The following is a 20,376-nucleotide window of genomic DNA, read 5'->3' on the forward strand; positions in this document are numbered from 1 at the left end:
TCAGGTGACCTCCTGGATGCGCAGACGCGATCACAACATCTTCGCCAACGCGACGTCGTTGCTGATCTGCGGATTACTCGCCGGCGTCGTCGTCGCGGCCGCGGCTTTCCCGGCCGCCGCCATGTCGGGGCTGGCCGCCAAGGCCGGCGGCGAGACGTTCGCCAATCTGCCCAGCGAGCTCAAAGACTTCAGTTCGCCGCAGATCACCCGGATCTACGCGTCCGACAACAAGACGCAGATCTCGCAGTTCTACGACGAGTTCCGCAGCGACGTGCCGCTCAAGGACATCTCGAAGTACATGACCGCGGGCATCGTCGCGGCCGAGGACCGGGAGTTCTACCACCACAACGGCGTCGACCTGAAGGGCGTGGCCCGGGCCTTCGTCAACAACAACAACGGCAAGTCCAAGCAGGGCGCGTCGACGATCACCATGCAGTGGGTCCGCATGTCGCTGGCGTACTCGGCGACCAACCCGCAGGAGGTCGTGGACGCCACCAAGGACACGCCCAAGCGCAAGATCACCGAGATGAAGTACGCGCTGCAGGTGGAGAAGGAGCTCTCCAAGGAGCAGATCCTCGAGCGCTACCTGAACATCGCGCCCTTCGGCAACCAGGCGTACGGGGTCTTCGCCGCCAGCCAGGTCTACTTCAACAAGAAGCCCAAGGACCTGACGATCGGCGAGGCCGCGATGCTGGCCGGCATCGTCAAGGCGCCGACCAGCTTCAACCCCACCACCAAGGAGGGGTACGACCAGATCCTGCAGCGCCGGAACAACTACGTGATCCCCGGCATGGTCGAGATGGGCGCCATCACCCAGGCCGAGGCCGACAAGGCCGTCAAGGAGAAGCTCCCGACCAAGGTCAAGCCGGTCGGCAACGGCTGCGTCTCGGTCGCCAAGAACGCGTGGGGCTTCTTCTGCGACTACTTCTACCGCTGGTGGATGGGGCGCGAGGAGTTCGGCGAGACCCAGTACGACCGGGAGCGGCGCCTCAAGAGCGGTGGCTACCGCATCACCACCACGCTCGACATCAAGGCGCAGAGCGCGGCCCGGGCCAACATCACCGACAAGATCGGCGACAAGAACAAGAACGCCCTGCTGATCGCGGCGGTCGAGCCGGGCAGCGGCAAGGTGCGCGCGCTCGCGGCCAACCGCAAGTACAAGCTCGACGACCCGGCGCACCCGAAGAACGAGATCTCCTCGGACCCGCGCAAGGCCAAGAAGGGCATCCGGGGCACGTACCCGAACACGACGAACCCGCTGCTCACCGGCGGCGGCGACATCACCGGGTACCAAGCGGGCTCGGTGTTCAAGATGTTCACCATGGTGGCGGCCCTGGAGAAGGGCTATCCGCTGAGCTACACCATCAACGCCCCCAAGCAGTACAAATCGGGATACATCATCAACCCGAGCAACCCGTCCGCCTGCTCCGGCACCCACTTCTGGTGTCCCGGCAACGCCGGCGAGGGCGAGGCCGGCGTCTACAACATGTGGACCGGCTTCGGTAAGTCGGTGAACACGTTCTTCGTCCCGCTCGAGGAGCGGGTCGGCGCCGAGAACGTGGTGGCCGTGGCCAAGCGCTTCGGCGTGCAGTTCCGGGTCAAGGAGGACGCCGACCTGGCTTCGCCCGGCCGCGCCAACCAGTGGGGCGCGTTCACGCTCGGCGTGTCCGCCTCGACCCCGCTGGACATGGCCAACGCGTACGCGACGCTGGCCGGCGACGGCATGTACTGCGAGCCCACCCCGATCGAGCAGATCGCCACCCAGGACAACGAGAAGCTCGACATCGGCAAGTCCCACTGCATCCGCGCCACCAGCAAAGATGTGGCCCGCGCCGCCTTGGACGCGGCCCGCTGCCCGGTCGGCGACTCGGCCCAGCTCGGCCAGTGCCACGGCGCCACCGCACCGCAGACGCGGGGCGTGGTGGGCCATCCCGTCTTCGGCAAGACCGGCACCACCGACCACGACAAGACCGCCGCCCTGATCGCCGGCACCACCTCGCTGGTCGTGGCGGGATACCTGGTCAACCCGGACTACCAGAACCACTCCGACCGCATGTCCCACGCCATCGTCAACCCCGCGGTCTGGAACACCCTGGACGACTACATGAAGGGCAAGCCCAAGGTCCAGTTCAAGACCCCCGGCGACGACAAGATCGCCACCGGCGACCAGCGCTCGATCCCCGACGTCACCTGCGACTCGATCGACAGCGCCCGCAGCCGCCTGGAGGGCGCCGGCTTCGACGTCTCGGTGGGCGGCGAGGTCGACTCGAAGTGCCCGCCGGGCACCGCGGCCGGCACCAACCCGAGCGGCCGCACCATCAAGGGCGGCGTCGTGGTCATCGAGAAGAGCAACGGCAAGAAGGCGGAGCAGCCCGAGACGCCCGACCAGCCGCAGGGCCCGCCCACCAAGCCCACGAAGCCCGGTAGGCGCTGACGCTGCTCTTCTTCGCTACGGCTGCAGCGGAACCCGGCGGAGGATCACCTTGCGATAGGCGATCCGCCATCCGCCGGGTTCCTTGCGCACCACGTCCTCGTAGACAACGCTTCCCACCCGGCCGTCCGCGTAGATCCCGATCCCCTTCGACCGCACCCGCACCGTGCCGTCCACGTCCTCGCTCACACATATGTTCGTGACGTGATGCCCCACCGGGTTGCCGCTGCCCAGCGCCAGGCTCGCCTCGGTGATCGCCTCGTACCCGTGCAGCTCGCCGCTCCCGAACGCCGAGAGGTCGTAGACGACGTCGGCGGAGAACAGCTCATCCATCCGCTCGAACGCGCCGCTGTCCATGAGATGGCCGTGCAGCGAGATGAGCTCGTGCACGGCCAGCCTGTCTTCCACCGACAACGTCATACTCAGACCCCTTCCACTGGTGAACCTTGCGCCGCGTGGCACAGTCTCGAGTGTGCCGTTGGATGAGTTGCCGGCTTGGTGGCCGGCATGGTGCCTGGACCATCTGGCCGGCGAGCCCGCCGACGTCCTGTTCCGGTCGGACCAGGTCTCGATCGTGTTGGGTCTGCGGCTCACCGACGGCCGGGAAGTGGTCATCAAGGCACGCCCCGACGAGGACCGGGCCGCGTCGTGCGTCGCGGCGCAGGCCCAGATGGCCGAGCGCGGCTTTCCGTGTGCACGTCCGCTCACCCCCGTGGTCAGCATCGGTGCACTCGCCGTACACGCCGAGGAATATCGCCCCGGCGGCGAGCCTCTGCACGGCGACTCATCGGCAATAGCCACGCGCTGCGCCGAGGTTTTCGCCCGGCTGATGGCCGAGCTGGCCGCCGTGGCCGTCGCCCCACCGCTGCCGAATCCGCCTTGGGTGCGCTGGGACCACACCGATCCGGGCCTTTGGCCCGCGATCGACTTCCTTGACCGCCGCGACCAGGCCGTCGTCCCCGCCCACATCGTTGACACCGCCGAGCGGGCCCGCCGAAAACTGCTCTCCGCCGCGTTGCCGTGCATGCTGGGCCACGCCGACTTCGAGGCCCAGAACCTGCGGTGGGACGGCCCACAGGTGCGGACGGTGCACGACTGGGACAGCCTGGCATGGCAGCCAGAGGCCGCGCTGGTGGGAGCGGCGAGCGGTTCGTTCGCCAGCGACGGCCCACCCACCTTGGCGCCGATAGAGAGCTCCGAGACCTTCCTGGCGGCCTATCAGGACTTTCGAGGGCGCTCGTTCACGGCGGTGGAGCTGGAGGTGGCGTGGGCGGCCAGCTTGTGGATGGCCGCGTACAACGCTCGAGAGATGGCATTGTGCGGCTACAGCGCAGTGGGCGCCGACGCCCTGCGGTCGCAGGCAGCAGAGCGCCTCCGCCTGGCGAATGCATAGCTCTCAACAGACAACGCCATAAAGGCGACTTGTACCGCAGCGATGAGACTGCGTACCGCAAACACAGGGCTGTACGACAGGGCTGTACGACAGGAGTGCGGCAGTGTCGTGCAGGTGGGCAAAATGCCCCACTGCGGGCGATATCCGAGGCCCACACGACGCTCGCCGTACAAGGTCAAACGTGGATCATCGGCCCACGGGCTTGTCCCCGCTTCGCCGACCCTCCACGCGCCGGACGGCGGCGCGCAGCTGGGGTCGGGCACTCGCGCGGCATTCGGGCTGGCAATAATCGCGGTCATGAGCGGTGGCCTTCGAGACGGGAAACTGGGTGACGTCGCGCTCGGGTTGATCAGAACAAGGGCGGATCTGCACCGGCGGGGCGCTGCCAACGCCCATGGCCGCCAGATGCACGAGGCGGTGGCCCTGCTGCGGGCCGAGGCCGGCTCATCGGATCCGGCAGCGCTGTTGCCGGTCGTGGAGAAGGCGGTGGCTTCGGCCGTACGGGTGATTCTGCGTGCCGACGACTCCAGCGGGATCATCGGCGATGCGATCCGTGACCTGCTCGACCTGCACGCCGACACCGCGGCAAAAGCCCGCCCGCCGGCGGCGAAGCTGGCCGCCTGGATGATCAAGTTCCAGTTCGACGGAACTCAGGATTTCTTCACCATCGATGTCGCCGACTATGCCGAGGCCCTGGGACCGGCCGGACTGGCGCTCTACCGGGCCAAGCTCGCCGAGATCTCCGACGAACTCGGACCGAAGCCAGTGGAGCAGGATCGCTTCGCCGACCCGGAGCTGTGGCGGCAGGCAGCGCACGCCCACCACACTCGGTTCCTTCTGGATCACAACGCCCGCCGGCTCGCGGTGGTCGACCGCGACATCGACGCGATCGTCGCCACCCACTCCCGGGACTGGAAGGTGGCCGCCTGGCTGCACGACACCGCGGCAGCTCTCGCCGAGATCGGCGAGTTCGACCTGGCCATCGGCTGGGCCAAACAGGCCGCCGATTTCGATGGCGGCCACCAGTCGCTGGCCGCCGCCCGGTACTGGTGCGACCTACTTGCCCAGCACCGGCCCGACACCGAAATCGCGGCCCGACTGGAGGTGTTCCGCCGCTGGCCGTCCTCCTCGACCGCGCAGCAGCTACGCCGGGCGACCGGTCACGCCTGGCCGGCCCACCACAACGAGGTGATCGACACACTCTCCCGATCACCGCGCGAGGCGGTGATCTTCGCCCTGCACCACCTCGAAGATCCGGAACTGGCCTGGACGCTGGCGAACAACCTCGAGCTGACCGACACCAACACCTGGAACGATCTCGCCGACGCATACGAACACATCGATCCGATCGGTGTACTCCCGGTGCTGCGCGACCTCGTCCTCGCCGACCTACGCAACACCGACGCCCACGCCTACAAGCACGCGGCCCGCCGCCTGCGCCGAATGCGGCGGCTGACCGCCGGGACAGATCGCGCGACCGAGGTCGACAATCTCATCAAGACCCTGCGCGAGGAGCACCGCCGCCGACCCCGACTTCAACGTGAGTTCGACCAGGCCGATCTCCCGTAAATCCCCTCCGGAAGCCCGCGGCAGGAACTTCTTCAGAACTGCCCGCAGAAGCGGGCAGGGCCGACTCCCTGAAGCGGAAGACCGGCCCTGACCTGCACTGCTCTTTGGTCGGGGTGGCCGGATTTGAACCGACGGCCTCTTCTTGCCGACCGTCGCTCTCACTGATTAGTCATTGACCGTCAAGACTGCCCATGGTCTGCGAAAAGGCGCGCGAGCGTTGGTCATGATTTGTCACCGCTTATCGACTGTCGACAGGAGTTTTCGGGGGGTAAACGAGGGCATCGCGGGGGCCGCCCAACCGCGGCCATACGAGGCCGACGCCGGGCAGGATAGAGATGATCAGCGGAGCCCGCGGTCGATGTAATCCTGCACTGGACCATACAGCGGGTATGGAACATAAGCAGCAAGTGCAGCGCGATCGCACCAGGCCACCTCTGCTATCTCATCACGATCGGCTACGAGCGCCGTGCCGGCTACGACCTCGCAGGCTACGTAGACCATGGCGCGCCCGGTGTCAGGGTGCACTCGTTCGCCCAGATGGTGAATCGCTCGAACGACAAGGCCCGCCTCCTCCAAGGTCTCACGGACGGCGGCGAAATCGGCAGACTCGCCTGGCTCCACCTTTCCGGCGGGTAACTGCCACGACAGCCGACCCTCCTCCACGCGTCGACGAACTAACAAGACCCGACCGTCATGAACGATCACGGCCGCCGACACGGGAAGATGACTGTCCTTCATAGATTCAGCTCGCCGTCCCTTCTCGGCAATAACTTCATCTCGTAGAACGACCGCCCCGAGCAGCGAAGTCCGCCTCCTTAACAGAGTAGGGGCAAGGCTAGTGTCACTTCCCTCTGAAAATCCTTGCGTCCGCCGTGCCCTGCAGCTATGCGGGCTAGCCGATGTCTTGGGCGCCCTCTACACTCACCGGCTCCCGGAGTCCGCTCCATAAGAGGCTCCACGACGGGGCCGCCCCTGCCTGCCCGCCGGCTCGGCGGCGCGGCAGGCGATTGCAACGACCCTTACGAGACTGCGGCCCATGCCACCGCGCACTGCCTACGCGCTGCTCCCGGACGGCTCGCCAGTTGGAGTGGCCGCCATCTATTGAAGTCCTCAGGGGTTTCGTTCATCCTGGCAACTACAAGACGTGTCCGCTCGCGTGCAGAGCGTGCCCGTCACGTGAGCAGGCGCGCCTGTCGGCTCTGCTACATCGGAAGGCGTGGCGATGACTCGAAGACGCGGAAGTGGATCGGCCGCTCAGTTGCCCTCGCAGGTGGAGCAGGCAGTAGCGAAGTTCGGCGCAACAGTCGGCCCGTTGCTCAGGGCACGCGTCGGACAGTCAGAAGCGAACTTGACCGCTGCGGTGGAGAACCTCCTGGCGGACGTGGCAAAACTACTAAAGCTTGATGTACTGACCCATCGCGAAGCTACGGACCGAACGCTTGGTGCGCGACCTGATCTCGCGGTCGACGTCGCCGGCGCACGGGTCGGCGTCGTCGAATTAAAAGCGCCAGGCATGGGAGTACCCGGAGCGGCGCGATGGGGCAAGGCGCGAGACCGTGCGCAATGGGACAAGCTCAAGTTGCTCCCTAATGTGCTGTACACGGACGGATCGAACTGGGCCGTCTATCACTATGGCCAGCGTGGCGAGATTGCGGTCCTCGACGGGGACCTTGCTCGGGCGGGATCACGGCTCCGGCCCGCGGATGGGAAGTTCGCCGCCGTGCTGAAGGACTTTCTGTACTGGAAGCCGAGCCCGCCTCGCGACTTGAGGGACCTGATCAAGATTGCCGCGGGGCTCTGTCAACTACTTCGCGACGAGGTGACGGATGCACTTTCGGACGAACGGCGCGGTTTTGCGCGAGCGTTCTTCTCGGAACACCTTGCCGACTGGCAGGAGTGGCTGTTTCCCGATTTAACGGAAGATGAGTTCGTCGACGCGTATGCCCAGACAATCACCTTCGGTCTGATGCTGGCTCGGCGCGAAGGCGTACTATTTGAAGGTTTGGAGATACCTGATATCGGCGAGCGACTCGCGAAGCGTCACCTGCTAGTAGGGCGAGCGCTGTCAATCCTCACTGCACGACCCGACCGCGGTTCCAGCATTGAAGAGCGCAGCATCGTTCTCCAGACCATGCGTCGCGTGATTGGCGTCGCCGACTGGACGACGTGGCCAGCCTCCGGGACATATCACTGGCTGTACGAGGAATTCTTGGAGGCCTACGATCCGGTCATTCGCCGGAAGACCGGCGCCTACTACACGCCAAGTGCCGTGGCGGATTTTATGACGCGTTTTGTAGACAACGTCCTTGTCGAGCGTCTGCATGTTCACGGGGGCCTCGCCGACCAACAAGTCGTCGTCCTTGATCCCGCGATGGGAACCGGCACATTCCTACAGAGTACCGTCGAACGGGTCGCTGACGTAACTCAGCGCGAAGGGGGCGATATCCCCGCAGCACTGCGTGATCTTCTCAAACGCCTTGTCGGATTCGAAAGACAGATCGGGCCCTATGCCGTCGCTGAGCTCAAGCTAGACCAGGCTTTGGAGGCACACAACGCCGAAGCTAAAGATGAAGACATGCGGCTATACGTTGCAGATACGCTTGATGACCCTAACAAGTTGCCTCTCCCGGTACGGGCCAGGGTTTATGCCCCGCTAGCAGACTCCCGTCGTTCTGCGAACGAGGTCAAAACCAGCGAACCTGTTATGGTTGTGATCGGAAATCCGCCTTACCGGGCCAAGGCAAAGAAGTACGCGAAGTGGATACTCGCCAAGAATCAGGGACGTAAGTCACTCCTCGACGACTTCCGTGAGCCCAACAACGGGGGGCAAGAATATAAGCTTCACGATTTGGCCATCTACTTCTGGCGTTGGGCCTTGTGGAAAGCATTCGAATCTACCCCAGATAACTCAGCAGGAATCGTGGCATTTATCACCACGGATGCTTTTCTGGACGGTCCAGGTTTCGCAGGGATGCGACGCTACATCAGAAAAAAGGCTGACTTCGGCTGGATTATAGATATGTCGCCGGAGGGCCATTGGTCGAATGCCCGGACGCGTGTCTTCCCCGGTGTGCCTCACCCCGTCTGCATTGCCATATTCGCGCGACGATCGCGCCCTGCACTAGATACTCCGGCATTAATCCAATACATCCGGCTTAAGGGCGAGCAAGCCGAGAAGTTCGCGGGACTTGCGCAGGTAGGTCTAAATAGTGGCACTTGGTTCGATTGCCCAAGCGGGTGGACCATGCCGCTACGGCCAATTCAGAGTGGAGCTTGGACCGACTTTCCTTCCATCATTGATCTGCTTCCCTTTACGTCGACGGGTGTGACTCCCAATAGAACTTGGGTTCACGCCCCCGAAGAGGAAGTATTGGTGGAGCGTTGGCGAGCTCTAGTCTCCGCGGATCGGGTAGACAAGGGACAATTGATGAAGGAGACCGATTGCCGGACGATAGGAAAGTCCATGTTTGCTTTCCCGGGCGAGTGGGACCCTGCGCCACCCATTGAGAGGGAACAGTCTCTCGTGCCGCGATTGAGTCGTTACGGCTTCCGGAGCTTCGATCGGCAACATCTGATAGCTGACAAGCGGGTTATCGATCGCCTGCGGGACGATCTTTGGCGCATCCATAACGACCGACAGGCGTTTCTGGTGACTCAGCTGCGTCACCCAATTTCTGGAGGGCCGGCGGCAGTATTTACAGCACTTGTGCCAGATGTAGATCATTATCAGGGCAACAGCGGCGGTCGCACGATTCCACTTTTTAGGGATCCGCTAGGAAAAATTCCCAATGTCGCGCCCGGGCTCAGAGAGTTTCTGGCCCGCAGATTGGGGGTGGGCGTACAAGACGAAGACACGATGGCGTACGTCGCAGCGGTTATCGCACATGCCGGTTTTACACGTCGCTTCGCGGAGCAACTGCGCCAGCCTGGGGTCAGGGTCCCACTTACTGCGTCTCGAGATCTATGGAACCGTGCCGTCGAGGTCGGCAAGCAAGTGATTTGGCTCCACACGTTTGGTGAACGCGATCTCAAGGCTTCGACGGAATGGGTTGAAGCGTGGAACAGCAGTATCGTGAAGCCGAGAATTGCTGTGCCGATTCCCGGCCGACAAGACGGCATGCCCGATTCGATTTCCTACGACGATGAAGAACACGCTCTAAAGGTCGGCGCCGGTCGGATCGAAGGGGTGAGTCGCAGAGTCTGGGACTATTCGGTAAATGGCATGCCAGTAATTAGACACTGGTTTGACTATAGGAAATCCAATCCTAGATTTCCTTCCAAGGGCACGGATCTCGATCGGATCAACGCAACCGTTTGGTCTAGATCTACGACCGAGGAGTTGCGCCTCCTAATCGCAACTCTTGAACGCTGCGTCGTGCTCGAAGAGGGACAGGAAGCGCTACTTGCTGACATTGTCGCAGGGCCTCTTATAGGTACCTGCGATCTCGAGGATGCATCGGTTCTTCCGTTAGATGCGGCGGCTACCGAGATCTTCGACAATGATCCAGAAGGTAGACTTACTTGACCTTGCAGCAGATCACGTGGCCGGCGAGAACACCACCCAGAGCCGACGCATTGATCAGTTCGTTAGTCCGCGCGGCGGTGGGAGTTATTCCCACCGGCGGCACTCAGCACCGAGCTTCGTGACCCAGCTGCGCTACCGCTCACCCGGGATGATCGCACAGGCAAGGTAGGTCAACCCGCGCTAAGGGTCGACGGTTACTGGACCGTTCGGGACCCGAAGTGAACTACTAACCCTCGTCGACTCCGAACTCTTCCTGTGCCTTGCGGTTCAGTTCCTCGCACTCTTCGGGCGTCAATTCGTTGTACCAGTTGAGGAAGCGGCGGGTTGCGGCAGCAAACTGGTCGGCGTAAACCTCGCTCTTACCCACCTCACGCAAGCTGGTTCGGCCGTCGAGCAGGTCACTCGCCATCTCAGCAAGCTCCGGGCCACCGACTCCGCGGCTGAGGCGCTGAAGGTGGTGCTTGATTTCGGCCGCAACGCGCGGGTTGCCAGCCATCTCCGCAAGGTCGCGATCGATCGGATCGTCGGTCACGCGCTTACGCTCCGGGCTGTGTGTACGGCGTCGACGGCAGGGGAACCGCGGAGAGGTTGATGCCCTGGTTGAAGGCGTCCATGCCGCCGCCGAACGCGGCTGCAATGACCGACCCCGCGGTGTTGATGATCGTTGAGGCCTTGTTGACCAGTTCGAGCAGCTGAAGTGCTTGATACCCAGCTACGCCGTATCCGACGATCGCGCCGACGCCGGTCTCCGCGGTGGCGGTGCCCGCGGCGGCCGAGATGCCGATCAAAATCGCCTTGTCGGCGATGGCCTGAAGGATATTGCCGAGCTGGTTGGAGAGCTGCCACGCCCCTTTGGCAGCCGTGTGGTAACCGTCCGCGGCTTGTCGAAAGGCGGCTTGTTGGCCGCTGACCGCGGCGGCGAGGTTGCTGAAATACATGTACGCCGAGTTCTCGGCGTTGCCGCTCCAACCCTGGTCAAGTTCGAGCATCCCGCGCTGGATATCGATGCCGATCTGTTGCAAGCATTGCGCGAGGCTCGTGAGCGCGTCGCCGAACTTGTACAGCGCATCCCACTCGCCGGTAAACGTGTCGGTCGCGTAGCCGAAGATGTCCACTCCGGTCGTATTCGCGACGATGTTGTTCACCCATGCCGATGGGCTGAGGTAGTTGAAGATGTCGACCGGGTTGACGAACCCGTTGGTCACGCTGTCGTCCGGCTCGCCCGGCGCCATCAGGTACTGCGTCGCCTTCGTCACGGTGCTGCCCCCGTCTCAGCGGTCAATCCACCGTCGCCGCAGGCCGAACAGTCTCGGGGTAGGTAGCGTCCACCCTCGCCGCCGCCTGCTGGTCGGTGCTCTCATACGTTGCGGCTGTACTGATCAGTGCTTCGTTGGACTTGCTGAGTACGACTTGAAGATGACCGAGCATGGCATCCAGGTCGTCCATCAGCCGGTGGTGACCTCCGGCGAGCAGGCCAATGATGCCTGTCTGATGGAAGGAGAAGTCGCCGTTGGCGTGCGCGTATGTCTTCGCGTCGCTGACGTCGTCGTACGAGGTCAATAGCTTCGCGGCGTAGGCGCGGATGTCTGACGGGTTGACCTGGAAACTCATGACTGCTCCACGCGGTACAAGCCGTAGGCGCTGCCGATGAGCAGGACCATCCCGGCGATCGCGAGCCCGAGCGCCCACGGCCAGAACTTGTTGATCTGCTCTGGGTCGTCCGTGCGGTGCAAGCCGATCGCGAAGTAGGTCGCGGGCACGAACGCGACGGCCGGCAGCACTCCAAGAACCAGGTTCAGCACTGGCACGGAGCCACCCTGAGCGATGCCCGCGACTAATGCGACCAGTACGACCACCCAGAGCCCAGCGAGCAGCAACGCCACTTTGCCGAACCATCGGCGGATCTCGATCGCCGTCCGCGTCACAGCTTGCCACCCTTCCGCTACGGATCCGACCCGACCGTAGCAGAGGAGCGCCCGACGGTAGATCCACACCCAGAGGGTTTGATCAATGACCGGCGAGACGGGACGACTAGACGTGACAGGACGTCTCCGGAATCGGAGTTCTGATCTTCCCGTACACCCGGCAATGTCGAGAGCAGCCGGTATCCAGATCGCGAAGGCATTGGGACACCGGCGACCAGAGGCCCCGGTCGTGCGCGTTGTCAGAGCCGTGTGCGGCCGGGTTGCCCGTCTAGGCTTCTCACGCCTTGGATTCGCGGCCCGTCGCCCAGACCCGCTCGAAGGAGTCGAGGTAGGTGGTCGCCATGCCTTCCGCGCTTCGCCGCCGCAGATGCAGGACGGGAGCGTGCGATGCCGGATGTCCATGGACCTGTGTGTTGACGAGTAGCTCGTCGTCGGCGCGGTAGATCGAGTTGTAGAGCACTGTGTCGTGGAGCCGCAGCTCGGCGCCCGCCGCCACGACTGGGCGGAGTCCAATCAGCGCCGTACGGATGCGAGCGCTCATACCGTCGCCGATGTGTTCTTCTCCGCCACGATCGGCGATGTGCTTACCGGCGGGCTCGCCCAGTGCGATTCTCACTCGCACCCCAGCCTCCGCTTTGCTGCGTAGCAGGGACGAGATCTCAATATCTTCGGCGAGGAAGAGAGCGCTGTAGGCAAGGATGTCGATCTCCTGCTGCGCCTGGCCGAATAGGCGCGACCAAGAGTCGGGCGGAACAGCCGACCGATGGGGGTAAACGATCATTACCTCGTCGCGTTGCGTCGCCGGCTCGACCGGCCGAGGCAACGCAGGCCACAGGTCGTGCGGCGACCAGCCCGTCAGGCGAGCCAGAGCGTCGCGGTGCCGGGGGTAAGGCATGCGACCGGCCATCCACCGCTGCACGGTCTTCGGATCGACACCGAGGCGTGCCGCGACATCGATGGTGTCGATCCCGGCACCTCGTAGAGCGCGGGCGAGAGGAGGGTTCACGCAACGACTCCGATCGTTGGCGAGGCAACCATCTTAGCGAAGAAGTCCCAAGACGTCCCCACGCTGCGGTTCACGTTGCGTCACCTCGGATGAAGACTCTGGCCGAGTGATCCTGACGAGGGGGACGGCATGACGACAGACGAAGGCCCGGCGCGGACTGCAGCGGATCGCCTGGCGCTGGCCCTGGAAAACGCAGGATTCGACGTTGGTCAAGAGTTCCCCGGCATGCACGACACAGTCGGCCGTCACGGCGTTGCGGTAGTACGCCTCGGAGACATCGCGCCGTCAGTGGCGGATCGACTTGCCGCTTTGGTCGCGCTCGGTGCGACGAGGGAGGGCAATAGGTACCAGTAGCAGGTCGTACAGGGCATGGCACGTTCCTTTAGCCTGATCATGTGGAGCAGATCGAACGTGCCCGTGACCTCGCGCGCCGGTTGTTGGCCGATTCGATCCCGCTTCGTTGGTCACACAGTCAGGGCGTGGGCAGGAAGGCGGAATCGATAGCGCACCTCGTCGGGGAGGACGCCTCGGCGCTGGTCTCGGCCGCTTGGTTGCATGACGTCGGCTACGCACCCGATCTTGTCGAGACCGGTATGCATCAGCTCGATGGCGCCCGCTATCTCCGCGACGTCGCCCATGCCGATGATCTGGTCTGCCGGCTGGTCGCCCATCACTCGTGCGCGTTCATCGAAGCACGGAACCGGGGCCTGTCCGAGCAACTGACGGACGAGTTTCCGCCGGTCATAGGCCTGTTAGGCGACGCGATCACGTATGCCGACATGACGACAACGCCGACTGGCGCGCCAACCGAGGTGGAAACGCGCCTCGCCGAAATCCTCGCCCGCTACGGTGACGGCGACCTGATCGCCGAGTCGATCCGCGAAGCCAGTCCGCTGATCATCAAATCGGTTCGGGCGGTCACGGCGGCGCTGGCCGCGGGCTGACATCAGTCCGTGCGGGAGAGCGACCCCTGCTCGTCGCGGCTCCACCGCCGGCCAGCACTGTCCAAGAACTCGATCTGGACAGGCTCCGGTTCGACGTATGTGCGCAGCCAGTCAGCGGGGGCGGAACGCTGGATGGTCCGGCCCGGCGGAACGAGGCCGACGAACTCTGAGCCGGCGTCTTCCTCCAGCCGGGCCGGGATCGGGAGCTCGACCTCGTAGATCGGCATGTCGCTGGCGTTGTGTACGTGGAAGGCGACTTGACGGCCGCCGTCGACGGTGCGGATGAGTTCCACCCACGCGCTGATTCGCTCGGCCTGGGCGCGCCGCTCGTCTTCCGTTCGACCGGCCTCGCGGCGGTGCTCCTGGCGCAGAAGGATGAACCCGACGAGGAAGGCGCCGACGGTTCCGACGGCGGAGAAGATGTCGGCTGCGGTGCTGATCGCGTCGCTACCCAAGGTGAATGCTCTGCGGTGCGGTGAGGTAGTGGTTCACGCGCATGCGCATAGACCGGTCCATCGGCAGTGCCTCGATCTGCTCCGGCTCCACCCAACGGACCTCGGTTGATTCGTCGCTCGTCTGCGGCGTTCCGCCGACCGGCCGCGCGGTGAAAACGACGGAGAACTCCTGCCGAGCTTCGTTGTTGCTCGTGTACAGGATGACGTGCCGAGGATCGGTGTAGATGCCGACGAGGCCGGTCACCTCGACGTCAATGCCGGTCTCCTCGGCGGTCTCGCGAACCGCCGTGTCCGGCAGCGACTCGCCGAGATCCATACCGCCGCCCGGAAGCGCCCAGTTGTCGTTGTCCGACCGGCGAATGAGCAAGATATGGCCCTCATCGTTGACCACGACGACGTTGGCCGAAGGTACGACGCTGTTCGCCTTCGGCGCGGCCGGATCGTTGTAGAAGTCGATGCGCCGTCCCACGGCCACCTCAGTCCATCGGAGTCGCGCTGTCCCACACTTGCTCAAAGCTGTCCAAGTACGTCGTGACCATGCCCCCGCCAGCGACACGCCGCAGGTGGAACACCGGCGCCTGGGACGCTGGGGCGCCGTAGATGTGGGTGTTGATCAGTAGTTGGTCATCGGCACGGTAGATCGAGTTGTAGAGGACGGTCCGGTGAAGCCGGAACTCGATGCGGTCGACCCCGAACAGCGGCCGGTACATCACGAGGGCGTTCTTGATCTTCCCGGCGAGGCTCTCGATGCCTTCATCGACGGCGCGCTGCGCCACCGGCTCAGCGTCCGGGTCGCCGAGCATAATGCGCACTCGCGCGCCCGCATCGGCCTTCTCCCGGAAGATGCGTTGGGCGCCGGCATCCTCGGACAGGAAGAGCCCGCTGTACACCAGCACGCCGATCTCCTGCTCGGCATTGCCGAAGAAGTTGCGCCACAGTTCGGACGGCACCGTCCACCGGTGCGGGTAGATGTTGATGATCTCGCTTTCGCTGGCGCTGGCCACCTGGTCCGCGCTAAGCGCGTCCGGCCACAGATAGACCTCGTCGACCCCGAGCTGAGCGGCCACCGCGTACCGGTGACGCCGGTACGGCGTCCTGCCGTTGATCCACCGCTCGACGCTCTTCGGGTCGACGTTGAGCGCTTCCGCGAGGGCCGTAGGCGTGAGTCCTCGTTCCAACATCGCGGTGCGTAGTCGCTCGTTCGGCATCGTCTTCCCGTCAGGACGTCCTGGCAGCCTGACCAACATAGGCGAGACATCTTCGACACGTCCAGCGACGAGGTCATCACGTCCCGTACTGTGCTGGTCAACTCCTATCGATCGCTTCGTAGCACATCCGCGACTCGAAAGGAGCCCACAATGGACAACCAGCACTTCACCACCGAGACCCCGACTTGCCCGTGCGGCGCGCAGCTCGGGCCGGAGCACCCGACGCTATGCCGCAAATGCGTCGCCCGGACGCGTTGGAACCGCCGGCACCAGCCGCGCGGTGGCCACGGCGGCGTCGACAAAGGCATCCGTACGCACCGCGCCCGGCGCAACGAGCAGCGCGACGGTGGGAACGCATGACAGTCTCCATATCCGCTGTCATCCTCCTCGGCGTCTTCGTCTTTCTGCTCTGGCGATACGCCCGGCTGCCGCTTTGGCAGGCCGCCATCTGCGCGGCGTTCGGCTACTACCTGGCGTCGGCGTCCATCGGCCCGAACATCGGCCTCGGCCTGCACGCTCTGGCTCGGTTCGTTGCCGGACTGGATCTCTGACGTGCCCGATCCAGTGATCGCAGCACGGCGCGACTGGTGGGTGATCGTCGGCATGACCGTTGCCGCGATCTCCGCCGCGGTGGCCAGCTTCGCCGGCCTACGCGGTCTCGCCCAGGTCGCCGGCTGGCCCGATCGACTCGCCTGGCTGCTACCCGTAACCATCGACGCGTACGCGATGACCTCGGCCCGGGTGTGGCTGGCCGGCACGCTCGGCACCGACCGAGCCCGAAGTTTTGCCAGGGCCAACGCGATCGGCGCGATCGCCACGAGCATCGTCGGCAACGCTGGCTACCACCTGATCGCCACCGGACTCGTCGCGATCTCCTGGCCGATCGTCGTCCTCGTCGGCGCCGTACCGGCCGCCGTCCTCGGACTCACTGCCCACCTGCACGCGCTCACCACTGTCGCGACGCCCGATCCCTCGCCAGCACCTCCCGCCGAGGACCGTCCCGAGCCCCGTACCGAGGTCCGGACCCGGACCGACGCCGACCTCCTCAACGCCGCCCGCGAGGCCGATGCACGGCACCGAGCAACACACGACGGGCGCCCCATCAGCCGAGATGGCCTGCGCTCGGCTCTGCGGATCGCCGGACCCAAAGCAACCGAGTTGCGGCGACGCCTCGCCGCCGAGAGCACCCAGACCACCGACCGAAAGGAGGCATCACCCCAACCATGACCAACGAACCGCGCATCCCGCGCCCCACCGTCGACCAGGAGGCCGTCCTCACCCACCTACGCGCTGCCCGAAACCTGTACACGCCGGTCGCCATTTGGACCTCCATCGACGACATCCCCGTCCTGATCGCCGAAGTGGACCGCCTGGCCCGGCTGCTCAGCCGCACCCGGTGGGACTTCGCCGACCTGCTCGCCGCCGCCCGCGCCGCCCTCGCCGCCGATCACGACGGCGAGCCGGACCCGCTGGCATACGTACGTGATGCCGTCGCCGAGCACCGCGCTTGGACTCCACCCGAGGACGGCGAACTCGCCGCATGAGGGCCTACGGACGTCGACACCGCCGATGGAGCCGCCGCCACCCGCAACCGTTCCTGCTCGTGCCAGACGAACCGCTCATCATCCTCGCCGTGGCCGCGATCGGCCGAGCCCTGTTCCGGTGGCGGTCCGAACTCGCCCCGATTACTGTCGGCGTCGCGCTGGACATCGGCGCACTCATGCTGCACCGCACGCATCCCGACGCCTGGCCGTTGGTCGCAATCCTTACGGCCGTCGCTGCGCTGGCGGCCGGACTGCGCGGCATGCCCTGGGGCGCCACCCGCGCCGAGGAACGCGTGTACGCCGCGATTGCCACCACCGTCGCGGGCGGCTGGCTCACCGCTGCGACGGCCCTTGGCCCCGGCCAGAGACCGCTGCACACCATGCTCGTCGTGGCCATCGTCGGGCTCGGCGTGCCCTGGTGGGCGCACCGGCGCCGCCGAGCACGCGTCAGCGTCGACCGCGTCATCCACGCGTGGCCCGACCTCGCGGAAGCGATCGGACTGGACGGCTCGCGGATCATGTCGGCCGTCGTGGACACCTGGGGCTGGCGTGCTCGCATGAAGCTGCGCCCGGGGCAGAGTGTCACCGACGTGGTGGCGCGGGTGCCGGCTATCGAGTCAGCATTGGGTACGCGACCCGGCGCCGTCCGCGTCGAGCAGGACCCGGCACACGCCGGCCGCTGCACGATGCGCGTCCTGGCCGTCGACCCGCACGCCGGCGCCATCCCCTGGCCCGGCCCCACCGCCCGATCCCTCGCCGACCCCATACAACTCGGCGTCTTCGAAGACGCAACCACCGTTCGGGTTCCGCTCCTGCGGCGACACGCCTTGATCGGCGGCACCACCGACTCGGGTAAGAGCGGCGTCCTCAACGTCATTCTCGGCAACCTCGCCGCCTGCCCCGATGTCGTCCTCTGGGGCATCGACCTCAAAGGCGGCATGGAACTGCGGCCTTGGGCACCCTGCCTCGCGCGGCTCGCGACCACCCCGGACGAGGCCACCGCGCTACTCGCGGATGCCGTTGCCATCCTTGACGCTCGCGCCTACGCATCCAGCCACGACAACACCCGCGTCTGGGCGCCCACACCGAATGCTCCAGCACTGGTCATCGTCATCGACGAATATGCCGAACTCGCGGACACGGCGCCGGCCGCCGTCCCGCGCGCCGAATCTGTAGCTCGCCGAGGTCGTGCTGTCGCGGTTGACTTGCTCGCCGCAACTCAACGGCCGACGCAGAAGGCCATGGGAGGCGGCGTGCTCCGCTCGCAGATGAGCGTTCGCGTCTGTCTGCGAGTCCGGGAGCGCCGCGACGTCGATCTCATCTTGGACAAGGGCATGCTCGCCGTCGGCTGGCACGCGCACACGCTCGATGCCCCGGGCAAGTTCTACGTCCTCGCCGACGGACACAACCAACCGCGCCGCGCTCGCGCCTACCTCGTCACCGACGACCATGTGCGGGAAACCGCCGCCCGATACGCCGATCACCGACCCGACCTCGACCCGCTGTCCCGAGCCGCCATCGATCGGCAATCCCGCGCGCTCGAACCGCCAGCCAAGGCTGCCGATGATCCCGAACAGATTCTCAAGACGGCACTCGACCAAGCGCCCGACGCCGGCCTGACCATCCCCGAACTGATCGACGCGACGGGCATGGGCCGCACCTGGATCTACGACCGACTTCAGGCGCTCGCGGCCACCGGCCGCGTCCGGCAAGTCACCCGCGGGCGCTGGCGAGCATGACCCGATCGTCCGCGCGGACGTCCGTCCGCCTCGCGTGCGTCTGCGCATGTCAGCGCGCGGACGGACAACGGACGGACGCTGGCGCCGACATCACTTATCGACAGAAGGGAGGCTTAACGATCACCACGATTGGCTCGACCGCCGGGGGGAGAAATCGCAGCATACGTACGTCATGGACGCCGGACTCTCAGGGAAGCGCAGCTCAAGTCGTCCCTAGACGTCCCTCGCGCGAACCCGGCCACCGCGCCGCCCTGGTGAATCACCAGCCGCGCTGGCGAGAATCGAGTTCATGCTCGCTCTACGCGCTCCGGCGACTCCGCTTGTCCGACTCGGCAGGCCGGCGATGAGCACTTCACCCGCCGCGGGATGGCGACCTGATCCGCTTCTGACCATCGATGACGTGGCCACCTGGCTGGGCAAGCCGAAGAACACCCTTTACGCCTGGCACAGCCGGGGCAAGGGACCTCGCGCCATCCGAGTCGGCAACACCCTGCGCTATCGACGCAGCGAGATCGAACGCTGGCTTGACTCCCAGACCGATCCGGAGCGGTGAGCCATGGCGCGGCCTTCCCTGCCGATCGGGACCTACGGCAATATCCGCACCGAGACGCTCGGTAACAACCGGTTCTGCGCCCGAGCCCGGTTCCGAGACTACGACGGCAGAGTTCGCGACGTGGAGGCCACCGACGTCACCGGTCCGGCCGCCATCCGCGCGCTGAAGGCCAGGATGCGCGACCGGGCCACCCCGAACGATGACGAGATCACACGGGAGACCTTCGTCAGCAAGCTGGCCGAGTTGTGGCTCGACGAGATCCTTGCGGAGGAACGCGTCACGCCGCAGACCATGGACAGGTACCGAACGAGCCTGCGGACCGCAATCCTGCCAGCCCTCGGGAACCTGCGGGTGCGGGAGGCCACCGTCGGCCGCCTAGACAAGTTCCTGCGCGAGGTAGCCAAGGACCGTCCGTCGGCCGCCAAGGGCGCGAAGGTTGTCCTCAGCCAAATGTTCGCCTTGGCCACACGCCGAGGCGCGCTCACGACCAATCCTGTCCGCGACACCGGGCGACTCCGCAAGCCGCGCCGCACGGTGGTAGCTCTCGACACGGAGCAACTCGAAGGAGTCCGCGCAGCCATCCGCAGATGGCAGCAGCCGACGCCTGGCAAGCCAGGACCTCGGCACACCGGAGACCTGGCCGACATCGTTGATCTCCTGCTTGCCACCGGTGCCCGCATAGGCGAGGTCCTGGCGCTGCGCTGGGAAGACGTAGATCTCACCGCCGCGCAGGCGACCGTGACCATCTGCGGCACCGTCGTTTACGTCAAAGGCAAGGGGTTCTTTCGACAGGAGTGGACCAAGACCGACGCCGGCTACCGGACTGTCATCCTGCCCGGTTTCGCGATTGGGATGCTCATGGCCCGAAAGCTCACCGCCAGCGACAACCCCTACGACGCGATCTTCGCCTCACGGCGGGGGACCTGGCTGTCTCCACAGAACGTGCGACGTCAGTGGTGTCGGCGTACTGGTGAATGTGCCCAGGTAAGTACGCGTGAACGTGCCCAGATGCTGATCTTGGGGTTGGGTCTAGTCGTCGGTGGGGATGCCCAGGTCGAGGTTGTTGAGGTGGGGGTGTTGGAGG

Annotated in this window: 22 protein-coding genes; 12 read left to right on the forward strand and 10 right to left on the reverse strand. The window is 65.2% G+C overall.

Going from position 1 to position 20,376, the window contains the following annotated elements; genetic code table 11:
- Positions 1-16: 16 nt before the first annotated feature.
- Positions 17-2,434 (forward strand): transglycosylase domain-containing protein, encoded by a 2,418-nt coding sequence (locus tag ACFQS1_RS31685; RefSeq protein ID WP_378975513.1) that lies wholly within the window; start codon positions 17-19, stop codon positions 2,432-2,434.
- A 15-nt stretch (positions 2,435-2,449) separates the two neighbouring features.
- Here the strand turns inward: ACFQS1_RS31685 and ACFQS1_RS31690 are convergent, their stop codons facing one another.
- Positions 2,450-2,839 (reverse strand): nuclear transport factor 2 family protein, encoded by a 390-nt coding sequence (locus tag ACFQS1_RS31690; RefSeq protein WP_378975515.1) that lies wholly within the window; start codon positions 2,837-2,839, stop codon positions 2,450-2,452.
- A 64-nt stretch (positions 2,840-2,903) separates the two neighbouring features.
- On the opposite strand from ACFQS1_RS31690, the gene ACFQS1_RS31695 reads away from it, so the two are divergent.
- Together ACFQS1_RS31695 and ACFQS1_RS31700 are read left to right on the forward strand one after the other, a co-directional pair.
- Complete coding sequence (locus tag ACFQS1_RS31695; RefSeq protein WP_378975517.1) at positions 2,904-3,824, forward strand: phosphotransferase; 921 nt, start codon at positions 2,904-2,906, stop codon at positions 3,822-3,824.
- Between the two features lie 297 nt (positions 3,825-4,121).
- On the forward strand, positions 4,122-5,393 hold the full coding sequence (locus tag ACFQS1_RS31700; protein WP_378975519.1) for a DUF6880 family protein: 1,272 nt from the start codon (positions 4,122-4,124) through the stop codon (positions 5,391-5,393).
- A 339-nt stretch (positions 5,394-5,732) separates the two neighbouring features.
- Here ACFQS1_RS31700 and ACFQS1_RS31705 read toward each other — a convergent pair whose 3' ends face one another.
- Positions 5,733-6,131, reverse strand: coding sequence for an NUDIX hydrolase (locus ACFQS1_RS31705; protein WP_378975521.1), 399 nt, complete (start codon positions 6,129-6,131; stop codon positions 5,733-5,735).
- A 484-nt stretch (positions 6,132-6,615) separates the two neighbouring features.
- On the opposite strand from ACFQS1_RS31705, the gene ACFQS1_RS31710 reads away from it, so the two are divergent.
- Complete coding sequence (locus ACFQS1_RS31710) at positions 6,616-9,918, forward strand: type ISP restriction/modification enzyme (RefSeq protein WP_378975565.1); 3,303 nt, start codon at positions 6,616-6,618, stop codon at positions 9,916-9,918.
- 226 nt (positions 9,919-10,144) lie between these two features.
- Here the strand turns inward: ACFQS1_RS31710 and ACFQS1_RS31715 are convergent, their stop codons facing one another.
- From ACFQS1_RS31715 to ACFQS1_RS31735, 5 genes are all read right to left on the reverse strand, one after another.
- Positions 10,145-10,450 (reverse strand): hypothetical protein, encoded by a 306-nt coding sequence (locus tag ACFQS1_RS31715; RefSeq protein ID WP_378975523.1) that lies wholly within the window; start codon positions 10,448-10,450, stop codon positions 10,145-10,147.
- A gap of 4 nt (positions 10,451-10,454) precedes the next feature.
- Positions 10,455-11,174 (reverse strand): hypothetical protein, encoded by a 720-nt coding sequence (locus ACFQS1_RS31720; protein ID WP_378975525.1) that lies wholly within the window; start codon positions 11,172-11,174, stop codon positions 10,455-10,457.
- Positions 11,175-11,196: 22 nt separating this feature from the next.
- Positions 11,197-11,529, reverse strand: coding sequence for a hypothetical protein (locus ACFQS1_RS31725; protein WP_378975527.1), 333 nt, complete (start codon positions 11,527-11,529; stop codon positions 11,197-11,199).
- Positions 11,526-11,843 carry a hypothetical protein gene (locus ACFQS1_RS31730; protein ID WP_378975529.1) on the reverse strand — a complete coding sequence of 106 codons (318 nt, stop codon included), beginning with the start codon at positions 11,841-11,843 and terminating at the stop codon, positions 11,526-11,528. The genes ACFQS1_RS31725 and ACFQS1_RS31730 overlap by 4 nt, the downstream gene beginning before the upstream one ends.
- 277 nt (positions 11,844-12,120) lie before the next feature.
- Complete coding sequence (locus tag ACFQS1_RS31735; RefSeq protein WP_378975531.1) at positions 12,121-12,849, reverse strand: phospholipase D-like domain-containing protein; 729 nt, start codon at positions 12,847-12,849, stop codon at positions 12,121-12,123.
- A gap of 395 nt (positions 12,850-13,244) precedes the next feature.
- Between ACFQS1_RS31735 and ACFQS1_RS31740 the strand changes: the two genes are divergently transcribed.
- Entirely contained in the window at positions 13,245-13,793 is a 549-nt protein-coding gene (locus ACFQS1_RS31740; RefSeq protein ID WP_378975533.1) for an HD domain-containing protein, read from the forward strand.
- Positions 13,794-13,795: 2 nt separating this feature from the next.
- On the opposite strand, the gene ACFQS1_RS31745 is transcribed toward ACFQS1_RS31740, so the two are convergent.
- The 3 genes from ACFQS1_RS31745 to ACFQS1_RS31755 are packed head-to-tail and all read right to left on the reverse strand — an operon-like array spanning position 13,796 to position 15,456.
- A complete protein-coding gene (locus ACFQS1_RS31745) occupies positions 13,796-14,248 on the reverse strand; it encodes a hypothetical protein (protein ID WP_378975535.1) in 453 nt (150 codons plus the stop codon).
- The gene (locus ACFQS1_RS31750; RefSeq protein WP_378975537.1) at positions 14,241-14,717 is read right to left on the reverse strand and encodes an NUDIX hydrolase; all 477 of its coding nucleotides are present in this window, start codon (positions 14,715-14,717) and stop codon (positions 14,241-14,243) included. Before ACFQS1_RS31750 ends, ACFQS1_RS31745 begins: the two co-directional genes overlap by 8 nt.
- Positions 14,718-14,724: 7 nt before the next feature.
- On the reverse strand, positions 14,725-15,456 hold the full coding sequence (locus ACFQS1_RS31755; protein WP_378975539.1) for a helix-turn-helix domain-containing protein: 732 nt from the start codon (positions 15,454-15,456) through the stop codon (positions 14,725-14,727).
- Positions 15,457-15,606: 150 nt separating this feature from the next.
- On the opposite strand from ACFQS1_RS31755, the gene ACFQS1_RS31760 reads away from it, so the two are divergent.
- From ACFQS1_RS31760 to ACFQS1_RS31790, 7 genes are all read left to right on the forward strand, one after another.
- Complete coding sequence (locus ACFQS1_RS31760; RefSeq protein WP_378975541.1) at positions 15,607-15,816, forward strand: hypothetical protein; 210 nt, start codon at positions 15,607-15,609, stop codon at positions 15,814-15,816.
- On the forward strand, positions 15,813-16,007 hold the full coding sequence (locus tag ACFQS1_RS31765) for a hypothetical protein (protein WP_378975543.1): 195 nt from the start codon (positions 15,813-15,815) through the stop codon (positions 16,005-16,007). Before ACFQS1_RS31760 ends, ACFQS1_RS31765 begins: the two co-directional genes overlap by 4 nt.
- A gap of 1 nt (position 16,008) precedes the next feature.
- The gene (locus tag ACFQS1_RS31770) at positions 16,009-16,683 is read left to right on the forward strand and encodes a DUF2637 domain-containing protein (RefSeq protein WP_378975545.1); all 675 of its coding nucleotides are present in this window, start codon (positions 16,009-16,011) and stop codon (positions 16,681-16,683) included.
- The gene (locus ACFQS1_RS31775) at positions 16,680-17,000 is read left to right on the forward strand and encodes a hypothetical protein (RefSeq protein ID WP_378975547.1); all 321 of its coding nucleotides are present in this window, start codon (positions 16,680-16,682) and stop codon (positions 16,998-17,000) included. The genes ACFQS1_RS31770 and ACFQS1_RS31775 overlap by 4 nt, the downstream gene beginning before the upstream one ends.
- A 59-nt stretch (positions 17,001-17,059) precedes the next feature.
- Entirely contained in the window at positions 17,060-18,739 is a 1,680-nt protein-coding gene (locus ACFQS1_RS31780; protein ID WP_378975549.1) for an FtsK/SpoIIIE domain-containing protein, read from the forward strand.
- A gap of 343 nt (positions 18,740-19,082) precedes the next feature.
- Positions 19,083-19,292, forward strand: a complete 210-nt coding sequence (locus ACFQS1_RS31785) for a helix-turn-helix transcriptional regulator (protein WP_378975551.1) — start codon at positions 19,083-19,085, stop codon at positions 19,290-19,292.
- 3 nt (positions 19,293-19,295) lie between these two features.
- On the forward strand, positions 19,296-20,376 hold a 1,081-nt coding region (locus tag ACFQS1_RS31790; RefSeq protein ID WP_378975553.1), incomplete at its 3' end, for a tyrosine-type recombinase/integrase.

The sequence above is a fragment of the Paractinoplanes rhizophilus genome, assembly GCF_042664765.1.
GTDB classification, from domain to species: Bacteria; Actinomycetota; Actinomycetes; order Mycobacteriales; family Micromonosporaceae; genus Actinoplanes; species Actinoplanes rhizophilus.